Below are 18,807 nucleotides of genomic sequence, written 5' to 3' on the forward strand. Positions count from 1 at the left end.
AGAATGAAAAAAGTAGTATTATCCATAGCATTTGTACTTTCTGTTCTGGGCCTTCAGGCTCAGAACAGAAAGCATGTGGCCAACTTCTCGCTGTTCCAGCAGTACTTTAACCCGTCGCTTACCGGCTACGAGGGCTCCATGCTGAAAACCTATTACCGCAGCCAATGGACAGGCTATGAGGACGCGCCGAAGACCGTCTTCGCCTCCGCCGAGCTGGATCTGGCTGACATCAGAGACTGGAAAAGCAGCAACCGATTGAAGACCGCCGACCAAGAGGCTTACAGCCGCCAGGCGGGCGGCACCCACGCTTTCGGGCTGGCTGTGCTGCGCGACGAGTTCGGCCCGTTCTCCGAAACGCAGGTGCAGTTTAGCTACGGTGCCCGCGTACGCCTTTCTGAGAGGCTTGCTCTGCGCTGGGGCGCGGCTGCAACCTACAGTGCCAACCGCCTGGATGGCAATAAGCTGGTTGTCGATAACGAATTAGACCCGATGTACCAGGATTACACAGGCTCCCAGGCAAAAGCCGGCAAGGCAGACGTAAACCTAGGCCTGACGCTCACCTCCGAGAACTTCTACGTAGGCTACGCCATGCAAGACGTGCTCGCCGGTAAGGGCATTACGGGCGGTGATGACTACCTGGACGGTACCTATGCCCGCCAGCATGTGGTGCAGGCGGGTTACCGCGCGGCTCTCTCAGAGCAGTTTGGGGTAGTAGCCAATGCCATTTACCGCCACGACAAGTACCTGGATGAGACGGTGGAGGCACAGCTTAAGGGCGTATTTGCCAACACATTCTGGGCCAGCGCGGGTTACCGCAAGGACTTGGCCTACACTGTTGGTGCGGGCGCAAGGCTCAGCCAGTTTAAGGTGGGTTACGTGTACGAAGCTCCGGTTCAGGATGCAGAGCACATTGCCCGGAGCACCAACGAGATCACGCTGACCTATAACCTAGTTTCGGTGAAGTACCCTAAGTTCGGCAAGAAAGTAACCATGTGGTAATCTAAAGCAACAATGAAGAAAGTTATTTACACTATGGCACTGTTCCTGGCGGCTTCGGCCGCGCAGGCACAGGCGCCAATCAAGCATACGCAGGATGAGTTCGTCGACGTGACCATGCTCGGCGATGACCTGTTCCTCTACACCAAGAAAGAAACCCAAGGCCAATACCTTTACCGCGAGGCCAAGGGCAGTGAGCCCGTGAGGGACACGCAGCTCAATGCTGGCACTATCAACGCTGTGGTAGGCAATAACCCTGCTACCGGCGAGCTGTACGTGTACCAGCAGAGCGGCCGCCGCGACAAGCGCATCGCCGTTTATAAATACGAGGGGGGCGGCTTCACTAAAACAGAGGAGCTTGAAGTACCGCGTTTCCGCAACAACTCTGAGAACCTGGGCATGTACCTCTCTGGGGACAGAAGTCAGCTCATCATCTCCGGAGAACTTTCCAAGTCCGAGGGGTACGATGACCTGTACCTGAGCCAGCGCCAGGACGGCAAGTGGAGCAAACCCGTGAAGATGGGCGGAAGCGTGAACAGCCGCCAGGCCGAGTTCGCCCCGTTCATGGCCTCCGACTCGCTGTTCTTCTCCCGCAAGGAAGGAAACGCAGCCTACGTCTACGCCGTTCCTGTGAAAGACGGACAACCAGCCGGTGAGCCTACAAGGCTGGAAGGGGCGGTGAACCAGCAGGACGCCTTTAACGCCTACTATAAGAAAATTGGCGAGCGCGAGCTTTGGGTATCCTCCAGAGCCGGCGATTACTTCGCCTACCTCAGCGAGCCTGCCCCGGCAGTGGTGGAAGCGCCTGTGGTTGAGGAGGAGGAAACGCCTGCCGCACCGATGGCTCAGACACTCTACTTTGGCTTTAACGAGGTATACATGGGTACTGATGCAGAGCAGCAGCTCAAAGCGTTCCTGGAGGCCCAACAGCCGGGCACAACGGTGGCCGTAAAAGGCTTCTCCGACGCCAAGGGCCCTGTGAAGGGACGTGAGAAGGTGAGTCGCCAGCGCGCCGCCTTCGTGGCCTGGTACATCCAGGACAAGTTCAGCGAAAAGAACTTTACCGTGGAAACCGCCAGCCAGGTGCTCGACACAGTAAGCGAGCAAGGCCGCCGCGTGGAGCTGCAGGTTAAGTAGAATAACTCAGCTTTATTTTAACAAAAGGCCCTTGCCAGCAGGCAGGGGCCTTTTTGCGTTTAAAAACTCCGCATAATTTTACATTCCGGTTATGTGCACGTATAGTTGCTTACCTCCTTTTCATAACTTATACCTCGAATTAAACTTCCTTCAAAAATGAATAAACTAAAACTCATACTTTTCGATGTGAATGAAACCTTGCTGGATCTGAGCCCGATGGAGCAACGCATGAATCAGGCTTTCGAAAATGAGAACGCCTTTAAGCTTTGGTTTTACCTAATGCTGCAGTATGCCTGGGTAGAAAACAGCATTGGCACGTACAGTAACCTCGGTGAAGTTGGGAAGGCTACCATGAGCATGCTAAACAAGCAATTAGGAAAATCTGTGACTGAGCAAAAACAGCAAGAATTGCTACGTATGATCCGCTCACTAAAGCCGCACCCCGATGTTAAGCCTGCATTGGCTCAATTGAAAGAGGCTGGTTTCCGGCTTGTAAGCTTCACGAACTCGGCACAGCAAGTGGCAGAGGAACAGATGAGAAACGCAGGCCTAGACGAGTATCTTGAAGAAATAATGAGTGTAGACCTTGTGCAAAAGTATAAACCAGCCCCGGAAACTTACCTTAAAGCAATAAACCACCTTAACGCAAGCCCAGAAGAAACACTATTTATAGCGGCACATGGCTGGGATGTTGCTGGCGCGGCAAACGCCGGCCTGCAAACGGGCTTTATAGACCGACCTGGCCAGGCGCTTTACCCACTGGCCCCTACCCCAACCTATCAAGGAAAAACGTTACTGGAACTGGCCAGCCAACTAACCACACTATAGACTTAGTACGCGTTGGCAATTCGTCCTTTCCTACATATTTATGTACCTTAGCGCCATGATTTCGATGAGGCAATTATTTCTGCAGCACCAGGCGCAGACATCAGATTTCCCGCTGATGATAGAGGTAGAAAAGGCAAAGGGCGTGTACATGCACGGCAGTAACGGCGAGCGTTACCTTGACCTGATTTCAGGGATTGGAGTTAGTAACGTAGGCCACCGGCACCCGCGCGTGCTGCAGGCCATACATGAGCAACTGGATAAATACATGCACCTGATGGTTTACGGGGAGTTTGTGCAGGCACCGCAGGCAAAGCTCGCCGAGGCCCTTACCCAAACCTTGCCCGAGCGGCTCAACAATGTGTACTTGCTAAACTCGGGCACCGAAGCTGTGGAAGGCGCCCTGAAACTGGCCAAGCGTTATACTGGCCGCACCGAACTGATCTCCTGCCGAAACGCCTATCACGGATCTACGCAGGGGGCTTTGTCGGTAAACGGTAGCGAGAGCTTTAAAAACGCATTCAGGCCTCTACTGCCCGATGTGCGCCACATTCAGTACAACCACCTCCCCGACTTACAGGATATTACCATCCGCACAGCTGCCGTTATCATAGAGACGGTGCAAGGCGAGGCAGGTGTACGCGTAGCCACCAATGATTACCTGCAACACCTGCGCGCGCGTTGCACCGAAGTTGGCGCGCTGCTTATACTAGATGAGATACAATGTGGCTTTGGCCGGACCGGTACTTTTTGGGCTTTCGAGCAGTTTGGCATAGAGCCGGATATACTTTTGTGCGCCAAAGGCATGGGTGGCGGCATGCCCATCGGGGCTTTTATCGCTCCGCAGGAGATTATGGCAGCCTTTAAAACGGACCCCATACTTGGGCACTGCACGACCTTTGGCGGCCACCCGGTAAGTTGCGCGGCCTCGCTGGCCACACTGCAAACCATACAGGAAGAAAAACTGCTGGAAGGAGTTACTCAGAAAGCGGAGCTGTTTAAAAAGTTGCTGGTGCACCCGCGCATCAAGGAAATAAGAAACTGCGGCCTGATGATGGCAGCAGAGTTCGAGAGCTTCGAGGTGCTGAAAGCCGTGATAGACCGCGCCATACTTAACGGGGTGCTTACCGACTGGTTTTTGTTCTGCGATAACTCCATGCGCATTGCCCCGCCGCTGGTTATTACCGCAGCTGAAATTCAGGAGGCTTGTACTGTTATACTTAAATCCATTGATGAAGCGACAGAGGCGCTGGCTTAAGCGTAACCTCATACCATAGACTTAGAAAGAGAGATACCACGCCGGTACCTCTCTTTTTAATTTAAGAAACCCGAAGATATACGCTTGCCCAAAGGCTGTGCCACCAGCAACCGCTGCAACGTTTGCACGTACTATGCGAAATTATACTTCACCCCGAAGTATAGAATCAACGCCTGACTTTTATGGAAATAGCCCTTGTGCTAACGCTTCTGGTGATTGCTGTGGTGCTGTTTGCCACTGAAAAACTGTCGGTTGAGATCGTGACGCTGCTCATGCTCATTATACTGGCCAGCACACGCATTATATCCGCCGAGGAGGCTTTTGCCGGCTTCAGCAGTGACTTTATCATCATTATCGCCTCCATATTTATACTTAGCGCGGCCCTTCAGGAAACCGGCATACTTGATTTTGCCGTGGTGCGGCTAGCCCGGCTTGCCAGTAAAAGTAAGAACCTGATGCTGTTTACCATTATGCTGGTGACAGGTGTGGTATCGGCATTTATGAACAACACCACCGTAACAGCCATGTTTGTAACGCCGCTGGTAGGCCTCTCGCGCCGGATAAACACGAGCACCTCTAAATTGCTGATGCCCCTTGCTTTTTCGGCCATACTTGGTGGTACCTGCACGCTTATCGGTACTTCCACAAACGTGGCCGTGAGCGGCTACATTGCCAAAAGCGGCTTGCCTCCCATAGGCATATTCGAGATTTCCGGAATCGGCTTTGTTATTTTCCTGGTCGGCGTTGTATATATGATGACGATAGGCCAGCGCATGCTGCCCAACCACGAAGATCAGCAGCTTGCCGATGAGTATAAACTGCAGAAATACCTCACCGAAATCATCATCAGGGAGGACTCTCCGTTGGTAAATCAGCTGGTTTTTGCATCAGACCTTACTACCCTAAGTTTCCGCATTCTCAATATCATTCGGGGCAAGGACAACTTTCTGCCCGATTTCCGGACACGCATACAGGCCAACGATGTGCTGCTGGTGGAAGGCGACCTGGATAACCTGATAAAGGTGAAGGAAACCAAGGGCATCGACATTATGGCCGACGTTATACTGGAGAAAGACCTTGTTACAGATAATATCCGCTTGGCCGAGTTGCTTATTGTGCGACAGTCGAACTTGATTGGGCGCACAGTTAAAGAAATAAATTTCCTACAGCGTTTTGGGCTAGTAGTGCTTGCCATTTCGCGCTATGGCGAAACCCTGCGCAGCAAGATTGGCAGCATACAGTTGCAGCTCGGGGACCTGCTGCTGGTGCAGGGCTCTCCGGAGCGCTTTAACCAATTGCGTACCTCCAGCAACGTAGCCCTGATTGGTGAGTTTGAGCCATTACTGTTTAAAAAGCGCAAGGGCATCATAGCCATCTCCTGCTTTGCGGTAGCCATACTTCTGGGCACCATGAAGATCCTTCCGCTGGCCATTGCCTTTCTGCTAGCTGCGCTTTGCACCATACTTTTCCGGTGCATCAGCTCTGAGAAAGCTTATGCTGCCATCGATTTTAAGCTGCTCATACTTATTGGGGGGATGACAGCTTTCGGCACGGCCATGGAAAATTCCGGGGCAGCCGACTTTCTGGCTGAGGGCATAGTAAGCGTGTTAGGGTCCTTTGGCAAACTGGCAGTGTTGGCGGGCTTTGTAGTGCTTACGGTGCTGCTTACCCAACCCATGTCTAACGCCGCTGCTGCACTGGTAATTGTGCCCGTGGCCCTACGCACCGCCACCACACTGGGTTCTGACCCCAGAGCTTTCGCCATTGCCATCATGCTGGCAGCATCTGTATCGCTGGTTACGCCTTTTGAGCCTGCCTGTATATTGGTTTATAGCCCTGGCAAGTATAGGTTCCTCGATTTCATTAAAGTAGGCTCGCCGCTTACACTGCTGCTAATTATAGTAATACTGCTTATGGTTCCGGTATTCTGGCCCATGTAACAGCCAGGCTATAATGCCAGTAAAGTATAAGAACCAATATGTTAGCCCATGAAAAGGATACATTACTTGTTGGCCTCAGCGCTATTTTTGCTGGCCTGCTCCCCAGAAAATGAACAGGTGCAGGATGAGAATATAGATGTAGGCCCGCCATCAGAAGCCCTCGACTCCATAGCAGACACACCTAAAGACGGAGTAGCAACCGATAATAATAACATAAACCCTACCCTGCCTCTTCCTCAGCCTGTTATGCAACTCCTTGCTCAGAAGTATGCAGGTTGGCAAAAGCCCGAGCTTTCCGAGGCAGCGCTACAACACCCCGAAGTACAGACAGGCAGCGCCGCCATTACCCGCGGCGATTTTGACGGGGACACCCGTCAGGATGTGGCACTGCAGCTGCAGCAAGGCAAAGAAGTGGTTGTGGTGGCAGCCTTGCAATATGAAGAAATGAATTATAAACTAGTGGAGCTCAAGCGGGATATTCTGTTCAATAATAGAGGCAGCCTGACCAGTTTATACTATTTATACACCTTAGGCCCAGGCCAGGAAGTTACTAACCAAGAAACCGGGCAACCTACACGGTTGCCACATGATGCCGTAGTGCTCGGCATTGAAGATGCCGCAACCTTATACTACATTAATGGCGACAGCATACAGAAATTTAATATTGCAAAGGATTGAAGAGAACGGGTCCTCTGATTATCGGGTGTTGTTTATACTTTAAGCCCGAAGTATGGAAGCAATAATAAAAGCCAGACTCTGAACAAGCACTACCTAGAAAACAGTAACATACACAAGCCTGTAAGCTTTTCTTAGTACGCTGCCAAGTACAGCAGATACCCAATAAGTGCAGCCGCCATGGCACCAAAACTGAACGCATAGGCACTAAACCGCAGCGCAAGCCGCTTGTCCACGGGTTGTATAGCATGCGCGTGCCGTCTGATATAGAGCAGAAAAACAAGTATAGCCAACACAAAACTGCAGAACCAGAACATACTAAACCGCAGCATAAAAGCCACGGGCACGTGGTGCAGGTAAGCCCCCTGGAAAAACAATGGATCTGAGGCCAGAAAGAAGGCGCCCATTGCCATAAGTATACTTGCGTAGAGCGATAGAACCAGGAAATAATACTGAGCGTTTTGCCCCATAAACCAGGCTAATAATTCAGAAAAGATTGCGCCTCTTGTTTAATGCTGTCGCGGGTGAGGCCATCTTTTACACCCATCGTGATTTTGCGCACCAGCACCCCTACAATCGATTTTTTGAAACCTAATTTTGAAGCCATGTTAATACAGAAATCCATTTCAGTCTCGTCTACAATGCCGTCAGCCAGCATCATCTCCACAAGGTCATAGATTTGGTCAAAACGCTCGGAGTCGTTGGTTGGGAGTTGTGATTCAGTGGCTTTAACACCTGCTACAAGGTTGCGGACATCATCCGCTTTCATGCCGTGCTTTTTGCCGATAGAAATGATAAAGTTCATCTCAGCAGGGTCCAGGTGGCCGTCAATCTTGGCCAGAGCCCCTAGATTTGTAATGTGGCTCTTTAATCTTTTTGTTTCTTCGCTCTCAAAAAAACTGAACATACGTTGCCTGTGTAGGTTAAAATACTTTACTTGGACTTTAATTGTGCTGACACAGTTGGGAGGGCGCAAACCAGGTAAGTTATTTCCTCAGGTGGCGCAACGCCACAAGGCAACTCTCCCCACAGATAGTCAGGTATCTGGTGTCTCGATCTTAACATACGACTTTCTCTATTTAAAGTAGTAGAATATCGCCAGTTTTTATTTTTAAGGCAAAACTAGCACCTTCTGCGCCGGCCGTCAGCATAAGCTAAAGATAATTTAATATATCTTTGCGATTTAATAAGTAACTATATCACAACTAAAAGACACAACAACACCATGAAGAGAATAGGGGTTTTTACTTCCGGCGGCGACTCACCAGGCATGAATGCATGTATCAGAGCAGTAGTAAGATCAGCCGTTTATCATGGGTTAGAAGTATATGGCATTCACCGCGGTTATAAAGGTATGATCAAAGGCGAGATTTACCGCATGGACTCGCACTCGGTGAGCAATATCATTCAGAAAGGCGGCACGATCCTGCGCTCTGCGCGCAGCAAGGAGTTTATGACCCCGGAGGGGCGCCAGAAAGCCTATGAACAACTACAGCAACATGGCATAGAAGGACTGATAGCCATTGGTGGCGACGGCACATTTACGGGTGCAAATATTTTCTTCGAAGAATACGGCATCCCGACGGTAGGCGCACCAGGCACCATTGATAACGACCTTTACGGCACCGACTATACCATCGGCTACGACACAGCCGTAAACACTGCCCTTGATGCGATAGACAAGATCCGGGACACGGCCGACAGCCACGACCGCGTATTCTTTATCGAGGTAATGGGCCGCGACTCAGGCTATATTGCCATTCCTTGCGCTATTGGCGGCGGTGCCGAGATCGTGATGATCCCAGAGACGGAGACAAGTATAGAATATGTGGTAGATACGCTGCGCACAGGCTGGAACCGCTCTAAGACATCCTTCATCGTAATAATTGCTGAAGGAGATGAAGCCGGTAATGCCTCGCAGGTAGCAGCGCAGGTGCAGCATGAGCTGCCATACATGGATGCCCGCGTAACCATACTTGGCCACGTGCAGCGCGGTGGCTCGCCTACAGCTGCTGACCGCATGTTGGCTAGCCAATTAGGCATTGCCTGTGTAGACGGCCTGCTGGCAGGGCGCAAGTGCGAGATGGCTGGTATCATCAGCGGCGAGCTTACTTACACACCATTTATCGAAACCATTACAAAAGACAAGCTGATTAACCCGCAGTATGTGAAAATGGTAGATATCCTTTCAGTATAAATATAAACTATAAAGCTGAGGGCAGCCGCCCGGACCAAGTATAATCCCTTGGTCCGGGCGGCTGCCTTTGTTTTTATACTTTGATAATCCGGTTTTAAACGCATAATCAATTAAGTATACCAGAAAACCTATCCCTATTCGTACAAATCCGTAAAAGCAGAGCACGAACCAAAACCTAAGTCTTATCGCATCTGCCAAACATACCGGGAAAATCATCCTGAAGATCATACTGTGGCCACTCGCTATAGTGCTGGCCCTACTCCTATTACTAATCATTGCCTTGCAGTTCCAGGGTGTACAGAATTTTGTGGCGCAGAAAGCTGCCAATTACCTTGAGAACACCATCGGGACACGCGTAGATATAGGCGGCTTTACCACCGACTGGCGCAATGCGCTTGTGCTCGAGAATGTGTATCTAGAAGACCAGCAGCAGGATACGTTATGGTACTCCGAGCGCCTGGGTGTTGACATGGCCATTTTCTCGCTGATCAGTGGCACCGTGGACATCAGCAAAGTAGACCTAGATAACGCCACCCTTAAACTGCATATACGGGAGGATAGCACTACCAACTTCGATTACATAACCGAGGCTTTTGCGACCGATACGGCTGCTGCCCAACCTGCCGATACCACTGCCGCCATGCAGATCTCACTGGGTATCATTAACCTGAACAATGTATATGTTGTATTTCAGGATGAGGCTGGCGGAAACTATATACGTACGCGCGTAGGTGAGCTGACCACCGAGATGGAAGAACTGGACTTGGAGCAGCAACGCTACCTGGTAGACGAAATTGCCCTGGCAAACACATGGGTAGACTACGAGCAAACCAAACTCCCGCCACCTGATACTGCTGCCACCGAACCGCTGGAAATGGACTTTGGTATAAACCGTGTTAGCTTCGATAACATACTTGTGCGCTACCTGAGCCGGCCCTCAGACCAGAAAATAGAGTTGAAGTTGGGCAAATCTGAGATGGTTGCCGATAACATTAACTTAAAGGAAGCCCGCATCGACCTGGAGAGCTTTACCCTTGAAAACACAGACCTAAAGTATATACAGCAAAAGTATAAACCCGTGGACTCGCTGGCTGTAAACCCAGCCAAAACGGCCGAAGACCTGGACCAATCGGTAGAGCAGGCAAATGGCCAGGCTATGAACTGGGTGTTTACGTTAGCAAACCTTGATATGTCGGGGGTAAACGTAACCTTCGATAACTTTAACATGCCGAGGCAGCCCCGTGGTATGGATTATAACCACCTCAAGTTTACCAACATGGAGCTTGAGGCCGAGGACATACTTTACAGCCTGAACCGCTCCAGCCTGGACCTGAACCAATTTGCCCTGAAAGAGCAGAGCGGATTTGAGTTGCAGAATTTTCAGGCAAACATTCGCCTCGACTCTACCAGCGCCAGCCTAACCAACCTGGACCTGACCACCGGGCATAGCCAACTGCAAAACCGGTTAGCCATAATCTACCCCTCGTTGGAAGCAATTGCCGAAAAGCCCGAAAGCGTGGGCCTGAACATAGACATCAACAACAGCTACATAGGCATGCAGGATGTGTTATACTTTATGCCAGATATGGCCAGTAACCCGTCCTTTAAAAGTATAGCCAACTCCACCATTAAGCTAAAAGCCAATGCCAGCGGGCAAGTAAATAATGTGCAGATACAGGAATTCCAACTTGAAGGACTCAGAAACACGTTTGTGGATGTGAAAGGCAATGTGCGCAACGCCATGGACCCCGACAACTTGTACATGGATCTGGATGTAGACCGCTTCACTACGACCCGAACTGATATTCAGGCACTTTTACCCGCAGGCACCGTTCCGCCGGATTTCCGGGTCCCAGACCAAATTTCCTTAACCGGTACCTATAAAGGCTCTGTTACCGCATTCGACGCCAACGCAGACCTGCGCACATCGTTCGGCAACGTAACTGCCACCGTTGATATGGGCGCAAACGAAACGTTTGCAGCCACTGTGCGCTCCGGCGGTTTCGACCTGGGCCAACTGTTTACCGATAGCCTGGGCGTGGGCAAAGTAGCTATAGACGTTAAGGCAAATGGCCGTGGGCTAACTCCTGAAACCATGCGGGCGCTTATTGATGCCAAAATACAACAGGTTGAGTATAATAAGTATACTTACCGCAACATCGATGTTAACGCTAACATTGACCGAAACCTGTACGCCATACGGGCAGTTGCCGAAGACCAAAACCTGAACTTTAACCTAACAGGCGACTTTAACCTGCGCGATACCTTAAACCCTGCCTACACATTCGACCTGAACCTGAACAAGGCTGATGTGCAGGCGCTTAATTTTTACCCGGAACCGTTGGCTGTGAAGGGGCAATTTAGGGGCAGGTTTACCGGTGCGGATGCCAGCTCTATCAGTGGGCGCCTGGCGGGCAGCGACCTAAACATCAGCGTTAACCAAAAAGCTTATGCGCTGGACTCGCTGTTAATGACCCTGGAGCAAAGCGGAGAAATAGCTACTATGGATCTGAAATCTGACGTAGCTGACGCGCAAATGCGTTTCGAGAACTCTTTGGCTACTTTGCCAACCGCTTTGCAGAAGCATTTCTCGAACTACCTGGATATGCAACCGGATACTCCGTTCCCGGCAAACCTTAACCTCGGTGACTTCACGTTTGCGCTAAACCTCAAAGAGACTGGCCTAATAACCGCTTTTGTGCCCGGCCTCGAGCAGCTGCAGGCTCCTGAACCAATCACGGCTTCTTACAATGGAGACACCCAACAGCTGCAGTTGGATGGCAATATCAGCAAGATAGTTTATACGGATTATACTATACGAAACCTGGGGATGCAGGTGCGTGGCAACAGACAGCAACTTGGCTATACTGTTAGCTTGCAGCAGCTACTATCGCCATCGCTAAACGCCAAAGGTATAACGCTGAGTGGCGCCGCGCTAGACGATGAACTTGCCGTGCGGCTGGCTATAGCCGGCGACACTACCACCCAACAGAATGAGCGTTTTGTATTGGGCGGAATCCTGAACAGCCTGGGCCGTGGCTACCGCTTCGCCTTTAACCCCGACCAAGTGGTAATCAACGGTGATGCCTGGACAGTGCCACAGGATAACTATCTGCAATTCGACACAAATCTGCTGTATGCTAACAACATTAGATTATCACGCGGCAACAGTGCACTTGCCTTAAACAGTACTGGACCCGTTACGCCGGAAGCACCGCTAAACGTAACCTTCGAGAATCTCGACATTGCATACATCATGCAGACTTTCCAGGACCAGGACAGCCTGATTGCCGGTGTAATAGACGGTAACGCCACTGTTAGCAACCTGATGAGCGGCACTTTAGGCTTTACCTCAGACCTAACCGTTACTGACTTCACCTATGAGGGCATACCCGTTGGGGACCTGGCCCTGCAGGCAAGCAGCGCCGGCAGCAACCGCTATAACCTCGGTGTTAGGTTAACCGATAATGGCAACCAAATGCAGGTTGATGGTTTTGTAGAGACGCAACCAGATGCTACCCTATTAAACCTGAACGCAAACATTGGTAGCCTGAATATGGCCTCATTGGAAGGATTTACGGCAGGTATGGTAAACCAGATGGATGGCCGCGCCAACGGCAGGTTGCGCATAGCCGGCACAGTAGCAGACCCCAACATTACCGGTGACCTTAACTTTAACCAGGCACAATTTAACATTGTAATGCTAGGCTCCCTGTTTACGCTCCAGAATGAGCGCCTAAACTTTAATGAGCAGGGCATCAGCTTCCCTAATTTTACAATCACTGATTCCTTAGGCAACGACCTGGTTATTACCGGAAACATACTTACCCAAACCTACACTGATTTCCAGTTCGACATGAACGTGGATACGGAGCGCTTTTTGGCGCTAAACTCTACAGCTCAAGACAACGATTTGTTTTACGGCACTGTGTATGTAGCAGCTAATACCTCTATTACCGGCGATATGGCACAGCCTGTTGTTAAGGTAAAAGCCAGCGTACTGGATGGTTCTGACTTTACTGCGGTGATACCTGCCGATGCCGCCGGTGCCGCTGAACGCGATGGCATTGTAGAATTTGTGAACCTTAACCCCGAGCTCACCGCTATTATTGGCGCTCCGCAGCAAGATACCACCGAGGTATCAGGCTTTGTGGGCGCAGACATTCAGGCACAGCTCACTATTACCGATGCTACGCCCGTAACCATTATCATTGACCCAACCACAGGTGATAACCTGACCGTAAGAGGCTCCGCCGACCCACTATTTATCGGCGTACGCCCAAGCGGCGAAATAAACATGACAGGCCGCTACACCGTAACAGATGGCCGTTATAGTATGGATTTTTACGACCTGGCCTCCAGAGAGCTGGACATTGCCGAAGGCAGTTACATAAACTGGACCGGCGACCCTTTGCAGGCAAACATGGATATTACTGCTATCTATAACGTAGAAACAGCACCGCAAGAGCTGGTTGCCTCACAAACTGCAGGTACGCTAACTCCCGATCTTCAGAACCAGGTTCCGTTTCAGGTATTTGTTTATGTGCGTGGCGAAATCCTGACACCTGAAATCAGTTTTGATATTCAGTTACCGGAAGAAGAAAAAGGCAGTGTATCACCGATGGTAATTAGCAGTCTCGAAAGCCTGCGCCAAGACGAGTCTGAGCAGAATAAGCAGGTGTTTGCCTTGCTGGTGCTCGGTCGTTTCCTTGCCCCTGACCCATTAACGAGTTCGGGTGGCGGTTTCGAGGCATCCGCACGGAACAGCCTGAGCCAGGTTATGAGCGACCAACTGAGCCAGATAACCAACCGTTATGCAGGCGGACTAGGCCTGGAATTAGGTATAGATTCGTACCAAGATTACTCCTCGGGCTCTGCCCAGGGCCGCACCGACCTGAATGTTGCCTTGCGCCAACAATTCCTGAACGATAGGCTAACTGTTAGAGTAGGTACAGATATAGGCCTGGAAGGTGGCAGCCAGTCTAACCAAACAATGAGTGGCTTCGGCGGCGATATTTCCGTGGAGTACTCTTTAACGGAGGATGGGCGTATCCGGGTGCGGGGCTTCCAGCGCAGCCAGTATGAGGGCGTTATTGATGGCGGAGATGTGCGTGCCACAGGCGTCTCGCTGATTTACGTGCGGGAGTATAACAACTTCTCCGACTTGTTCCGCAATCTGGAGGCTAGAAGAGCCCGCGAGGCAGAGCGTAACCTGGAGAATGCTAAAAAAATTAAGGAAGAAGAAAAAGAACTTCAAAGAGAAGGTATAGAATAAAGATATATGTTAAAAACTCAACCCTGGGTTAAGCTTTCAGGCATCAGAACCTGTACAGTACTAGTTATACTTTTGCTTTTATCGGGCTGTAACGTTACCAAAACAGTGCCCGATAACGATGCCCTTTTTACGGGGTACAGCGTTTCTGTGAACGATGAAAAGGACAGCAGTAACCGCAAAGCCGCACTGGAAACAGAACTTACAGCCACCGTTCGCCCTAAACCAAATGCTTCCATACTTGGGTGGCGCCCCAAATTGGGCATTTACAACGCCTTTTACACAGAAAAGGAAAAAGGCCTGAAGCACTTTATCATGACAAAGCTGGGTGAGCCACCCGTTCTACTCTCAGAGGTTGATACCGGAAGTATAAGCGGGGTAATGAGCAGCCGCCTCCACAACCGAGGTTACTTTAACAATCACATAAGCAGCGAAGTAAAGTCTGAAAATAAGAAAGCAAGCATCAACTGGACGGCCTGGGTAGGTGAGCCCTACCGCCTGCGCAATATAAAGTATATGCTCGATGATTCGTTGCAGGCGCAGCAAGCCATTGAGCAAACCAAAGCCGAATCGCTTTTAAAACCAGGAGACCCTTACGACCTTAGCGTGATGACGCAGGAACGCGTGCGAATCGACGCCAATCTTAAGAACAAAGGCTATTACTACTTCAGCCCGGACTTAATGATTTACAGCGTAGACACCACCGTGGGTAACCGCCAAGCGGATGTGCTGTTGCGCATTAAACGTGCCGCTTCGGCGCAAGCGCTAAAGCCGTATACCCTGGACGACATATACATCTTCGCTAATTACTCGCTGGGCGATAGCCTGTCCACGAGCGATACCCTGGATTTTAAAGGATACCACTACATACCCAACGAGGACTATGTGCGTGCCCGCCATTTGCTGGATGGCGTGTTTCTGGAAAAAGATAGTATTTATACCCGCGAAAACCATTTACTCACTATTAAACGCTTATCCGGTTTATCAGCCTACAAATTCGTGAACATAGATTACGCGACTGATACAGTGAACACGGATAAGCTGGATGCGTTCATCTACCTAACTCCCAGCCTTAAAAAATCGCTCCGTGCCGAGGCGCAGATGGTGAGTAAGTCTAATAATTTTACCGGGCCGGGTTTAACGGTATCCTTCCGAAACCGCAATACATTTAGAGGGTCTGAACTGCTGAACGTTGAATTTACGGGTAGTTTTGAGACTTTAGTTGGAGGAACTGGAACAGGCACAGCGCCTGAGGGCGTAGAGGACAATAGCAGTGGCAACCTGACTTCCTATGAGCTGGGCGTGCAGGCTACGTTAGCTATTCCGCGCATTGTATCGCCGTTTAACCTGCGCAACCTGCGCACGGAGTTTGTTCCGCAAACGCGCATAGGCCTTGGTTTTGATTTCCTGAGCCGGGTAAACTTTTACCAACTTAACTCCTACAATGCATCTTATGGCTACAGCTGGCGCCCAAAGCAAACATTAACGTTTGATGCCACGCCAATTAACCTGCAATATGTGCGGCTTAGTAATACTTCCGAAGTTTTTGATACCTTGTTAAAGGAAAACCCATACTTGCAGCGCAGCTTCGAGAGCCAGTTCATAATCGGCTCTATCTATCAACTAACTTATAGTACCCAGATGTTCGAAGAACGCACGAGCCAGGTTTTTGATAAGGTCACCCTGGATCTATCTGGGAATCTGGTTAGCGCGTTTCAGTCGCTGGCCGGCGCGCACACCCCAACCGAAGACGACCCGCGCACCCTGTTTGGCGACCCTTATGCCCAGTACGTATTGTTGGATAACGATTTCAGGCATTACTTAAACTTTGGTAAAGAGAGCCAGCTTGTGGCTCGTTTGGCTACCGGCGTGGGCTATTCTTACGGCAACTCCACTACCCTGCCTTATGTAAAGCAATTTTCGATTGGCGGGCCAAACAGCATCCGGGCCTTTCGGGCACGGAGCGTAGGGCCCGGCACTTACGATGTGCCAGACGAGCTTGCCTTTTCATTTTTTGACCAAGTAGGCGACATCCGCCTGGAAGCCAACCTTGAGTATAGATTTCCTATCTTCGGATTCTTTAAAGGCGCGGCCTTTGTGGATGCCGGTAATATTTGGCTCCTCCGCGATACCTTCGATGAAAACGGAATAGTAGATAAGCCAGGCGCGAAGTTCGAGTTCAACAATGCGTTATCTGAGCTGGCGGTTGGTACTGGTCTTGGCCTTCGCATTGATGTTGATTTCTTTGTGATCAGGCTGGATGTGGGTGTACCGGTGCGTGTGCCATACTTGCCCAAAGGCGAACGCTTTGTTCTAAACGATTTTAACGGAAGCTTTAGTGGTGAAAACAGCATGGTGCTGAATATCGCCATAGGTTATCCTTTTTAGGTTTGATTGAGAGAACGAGTGATAGGATTGAGTGATCGTGATCTTAAACAATCACTCAATTCTACAGTCGACAAATAATGATTAATTAACCTGACCCTTAATAAAGGCTGTTATCTCCTGCCAATGCTTTGGGTGGAACCAGGTATACTCATTGGGGTTTTTAGTGAACCAGGTTAACTGACGCTTGGCGTAGCGGCGGCTGTTGCGTTTGAGCAAGCGTACGGTTTCCTCCCAATCATACTTGCCATCCATGTAATCGAAGATCTCCTTGTAACCAACTGTTTGTAGGGCGTTATGCGCACGGTACGGATACAGCACTTTCGCCTCTTCTAATAGCCCTTGTGTCAGCATTAGGTCCATGCGCTGGTCTATGCGGGCGTAAAGTTCTGCACGGTCGCGGTTCAGGCCAATTTTGATGAGGTTGAAAGGGCGGTCCTGCTTTTTGCTGTTCCGGAACGAAGAATAGGGCGCACCGCTGCTCAGGCATACTTCCAAGCCCCTGATAACCCGCTGCGGATTGGCTTTGTCAACCTGAGTAAAGTATAATGGGTCAAGTTCTCCCAGTTGCTCCAGCAATGGTTCCAACCCGGCTGCTTCATACTTTTGGGTAAGTGCTTGTCGTATTGTTGGGTCGGTTTCAGGCATCTCGTCCATACCCTCCAGCACGGCACGGATGTAGAGGCCGGAGCCTCCGGTAAGTATAACTACATCGTGCTTTTTAAATAGCTGCTCCAGCAAGGCCAACACATCCTGCTCATAGGCGCCTGCATTATACTCCTCGGTTACACTATGCGAATCCACGAAGTGGTGCGGCACACCTTGTTGTTCCTTTTCAGTAGGCTTTGCTGTGCCTATGTGCATTTCTCTGTAAAACTGCCTAGAGTCGGCTGATATAATCTCTGTGTTAAAATGCTTTGCCAATTGCACGCAAAGGTCTGTCTTGCCAACGGCTGTGGGCCCAACCACTACTATCAGGTGCTTTTGCTTTTTCATACTTCCCATAACTTCTGATAAAATGCCACTAGTTTTTGCGTTTCGTGTTGCCAGTTCAGCTCCTGCCTTGCCAGTTCGCAATTATGGCTAAGTGTAGTATGCAAGGCTCTATCGGTTAGCAGCAGGCTAAGCTTCTCCCTTATTTCCCCCACATCCATACTTGTAAGCAGGCCTACATTATACTTTTGGTTTAGCTGCCGGTACTCTGGAAAATCAACGACTAGCTGCGGTACCCCGGCATGAACATAATCGAAGAACTTATTTGCCAAAGAATAATAATAGCTTAGCCCACGGTTCTCCAGAAGCATCACTCCTACTTGGCACCGCCGCGTAATTTGCAGCAGTTCCTGTGGCAATACCTGTCCTTTAAATTCTACCTTATGGCTGATGTTAAGCCGCGCGGCCAGCACTTGGAGCTGAGGCAGCACGTCGCCAGTGCCACAAACAAGCAGCTTGGCATCTAAGCCCACCATGGCATGCAGTAGGTGCTCTAAGCCCCGGCCCTCATTAACAGCTCCCTGGTAAAGTATGGTCCGGGGCGCTTTGGCAGGCTCCTCAAACGTACATAAGGGCGGCACATTGCGAACTACTGCAAACCGGGTGTTATACTTCTCCAAAAAAATTGCCGCAATCGACTCACTAACGGTATAAGCATACTTAGTTCGACGCACGATGAAGCTTTCGATGGCCACCCAGACGGCTTTTACAACTTTTCTGTCTGTTACTTCCACTACCTCCGGAAAATACTCGTGGGCATCGTATACAAAGGGCTTACCCATGCTTTTTGCCCTGAAGTATACTGGCAGTGCCGTATCAAGGTCAATTGCACAATAGGCGTCGTATTTACGGCGGCCAAGGTAGAAGTATAAACGGAGCATGAACTCCAGGTAAAACAGTTTCCCTTTGCTAAAGTGGCACTGCAGCCTGTGTTGCCGATAAGGCTGCGGCAGGAGTGGCTTAGACCCCGTCTTTGCCCGGCCTACCAGTTCTACCTCATACCCTGCCTTTGCCAGCGAACCACAGATGCGCTGCATCCGTTGATCATGGTTTAGGTCGGTGGTAACGGCAAAAAACAATTTCTTCATAAGGGCTGGCCAGGGTTTTTAAGTCTAAAATGCACAAACAA

Annotated in this window: 13 protein-coding genes; 9 read left to right on the top strand and 4 right to left on the bottom strand. The window is 50.3% G+C overall.

Going from position 1 to position 18,807, the window contains the following annotated elements:
- The first annotated feature begins 3 nt into the window (after positions 1–3).
- The 6 genes from D1627_RS02360 to D1627_RS02385 all read left to right on the top strand — a co-directional run bounded on the left by D1627_RS02360 (position 4) and on the right by D1627_RS02385 (position 6,834).
- Positions 4–999, top strand: a complete 996-nt coding sequence (locus D1627_RS02360) for a PorP/SprF family type IX secretion system membrane protein (protein ID WP_119430593.1) — start codon at positions 4–6, stop codon at positions 997–999.
- A gap of 12 nt (positions 1,000–1,011) precedes the next feature.
- Positions 1,012–2,133 (top strand): OmpA family protein, encoded by a 1,122-nt coding sequence (locus tag D1627_RS02365; protein WP_119430594.1) that lies wholly within the window; start codon positions 1,012–1,014, stop codon positions 2,131–2,133.
- Between the two features lie 156 nt (positions 2,134–2,289).
- Positions 2,290–2,961, top strand: a complete 672-nt coding sequence (locus D1627_RS02370) for a haloacid dehalogenase type II (protein ID WP_119430595.1) — start codon at positions 2,290–2,292, stop codon at positions 2,959–2,961.
- Between the two features lie 58 nt (positions 2,962–3,019).
- Positions 3,020–4,216: an aspartate aminotransferase family protein gene (locus D1627_RS02375; protein ID WP_119431090.1), complete on the top strand. Its 1,197-nt coding sequence runs from the start codon at positions 3,020–3,022 to the stop codon at positions 4,214–4,216.
- Between the two features lie 182 nt (positions 4,217–4,398).
- Positions 4,399–6,156 carry an SLC13 family permease gene (locus D1627_RS02380; protein WP_119430596.1) on the top strand — a complete coding sequence of 586 codons (1,758 nt, stop codon included), beginning with the start codon at positions 4,399–4,401 and terminating at the stop codon, positions 6,154–6,156.
- Positions 6,157–6,204: 48 nt separating this feature from the next.
- Entirely contained in the window at positions 6,205–6,834 is a 630-nt protein-coding gene (locus tag D1627_RS02385; RefSeq protein WP_119430597.1) for a hypothetical protein, read from the top strand.
- A 131-nt stretch (positions 6,835–6,965) separates the two neighbouring features.
- Here D1627_RS02385 and D1627_RS02390 read toward each other — a convergent pair whose 3' ends face one another.
- Entirely contained in the window at positions 6,966–7,301 is a 336-nt protein-coding gene (locus D1627_RS02390; protein WP_147383181.1) for a hypothetical protein, read from the bottom strand.
- A gap of 8 nt (positions 7,302–7,309) precedes the next feature.
- Positions 7,310–7,738 (bottom strand): TerB family tellurite resistance protein, encoded by a 429-nt coding sequence (locus tag D1627_RS02395; protein WP_119430599.1) that lies wholly within the window; start codon positions 7,736–7,738, stop codon positions 7,310–7,312.
- 318 nt (positions 7,739–8,056) lie between these two features.
- Between D1627_RS02395 and pfkA the strand changes: the two genes are divergently transcribed.
- From pfkA to tamL, 3 genes are all read left to right on the top strand, one after another.
- The gene (gene pfkA / locus D1627_RS02400; protein ID WP_119430600.1) at positions 8,057–9,028 is read left to right on the top strand and encodes a 6-phosphofructokinase; all 972 of its coding nucleotides are present in this window, start codon (positions 8,057–8,059) and stop codon (positions 9,026–9,028) included.
- A gap of 226 nt (positions 9,029–9,254) precedes the next feature.
- Entirely contained in the window at positions 9,255–14,303 is a 5,049-nt protein-coding gene (locus D1627_RS02405; protein WP_262697014.1) for a translocation/assembly module TamB domain-containing protein, read from the top strand.
- 6 nt (positions 14,304–14,309) lie between these two features.
- Positions 14,310–16,688: a translocation and assembly module lipoprotein TamL gene (gene tamL / locus D1627_RS02410; RefSeq protein ID WP_119430602.1), complete on the top strand. Its 2,379-nt coding sequence runs from the start codon at positions 14,310–14,312 to the stop codon at positions 16,686–16,688.
- An 81-nt stretch (positions 16,689–16,769) separates the two neighbouring features.
- Here the strand turns inward: tamL and miaA are convergent, their stop codons facing one another.
- Both miaA and D1627_RS02420 read right to left on the bottom strand, forming a co-directional pair.
- Positions 16,770–17,681 carry a tRNA (adenosine(37)-N6)-dimethylallyltransferase MiaA gene (gene miaA / locus D1627_RS02415; protein WP_119430603.1) on the bottom strand — a complete coding sequence of 304 codons (912 nt, stop codon included), beginning with the start codon at positions 17,679–17,681 and terminating at the stop codon, positions 16,770–16,772.
- Entirely contained in the window at positions 17,678–18,766 is a 1,089-nt protein-coding gene (locus D1627_RS02420; protein WP_119430604.1) for a glycosyltransferase, read from the bottom strand. Before D1627_RS02420 ends, miaA begins: the two co-directional genes overlap by 4 nt.
- Positions 18,767–18,807: the final 41 nt, after the last annotated feature.

Origin of the sequence: Pontibacter oryzae (genome assembly GCF_003576375.1) — a bacterium.
Classification (GTDB): Bacteria; Bacteroidota; Bacteroidia; order Cytophagales; family Hymenobacteraceae; genus Pontibacter; species Pontibacter oryzae.

Bases quoted from the DNA above. Each gene is read 5' to 3' on its own strand.
- D1627_RS02385 (WP_119430597.1), top strand. From the start codon at position 6,205: ATGAAAAGGATACATTACTTGTTGGCCTCAGCGCTATTTTTGCTGGCC.
- pfkA (WP_119430600.1), top strand. From the start codon at position 8,057: ATGAAGAGAATAGGGGTTTTTACTTCCGGCGGCGACTCACCAGGCATG.
- D1627_RS02365 (WP_119430594.1), top strand. From the start codon at position 1,012: ATGAAGAAAGTTATTTACACTATGGCACTGTTCCTGGCGGCTTCGGCC.
- D1627_RS02370 (WP_119430595.1), top strand. From the start codon at position 2,290: ATGAATAAACTAAAACTCATACTTTTCGATGTGAATGAAACCTTGCTG.
- miaA (WP_119430603.1), bottom strand. From the start codon at position 17,681: ATGAAAAAGCAAAAGCACCTGATAGTAGTGGTTGGGCCCACAGCCGTT.
- D1627_RS02390 (WP_147383181.1), bottom strand. From the start codon at position 7,301: ATGGGGCAAAACGCTCAGTATTATTTCCTGGTTCTATCGCTCTACGCA.
- D1627_RS02395 (WP_119430599.1), bottom strand. From the start codon at position 7,738: ATGTTCAGTTTTTTTGAGAGCGAAGAAACAAAAAGATTAAAGAGCCAC.
- tamL (WP_119430602.1), top strand. From the start codon at position 14,310: ATGTTAAAAACTCAACCCTGGGTTAAGCTTTCAGGCATCAGAACCTGT.
- D1627_RS02380 (WP_119430596.1), top strand. From the start codon at position 4,399: ATGGAAATAGCCCTTGTGCTAACGCTTCTGGTGATTGCTGTGGTGCTG.
- D1627_RS02360 (WP_119430593.1), top strand. From the start codon at position 4: ATGAAAAAAGTAGTATTATCCATAGCATTTGTACTTTCTGTTCTGGGC.
- D1627_RS02420 (WP_119430604.1), bottom strand. From the start codon at position 18,766: ATGAAGAAATTGTTTTTTGCCGTTACCACCGACCTAAACCATGATCAA.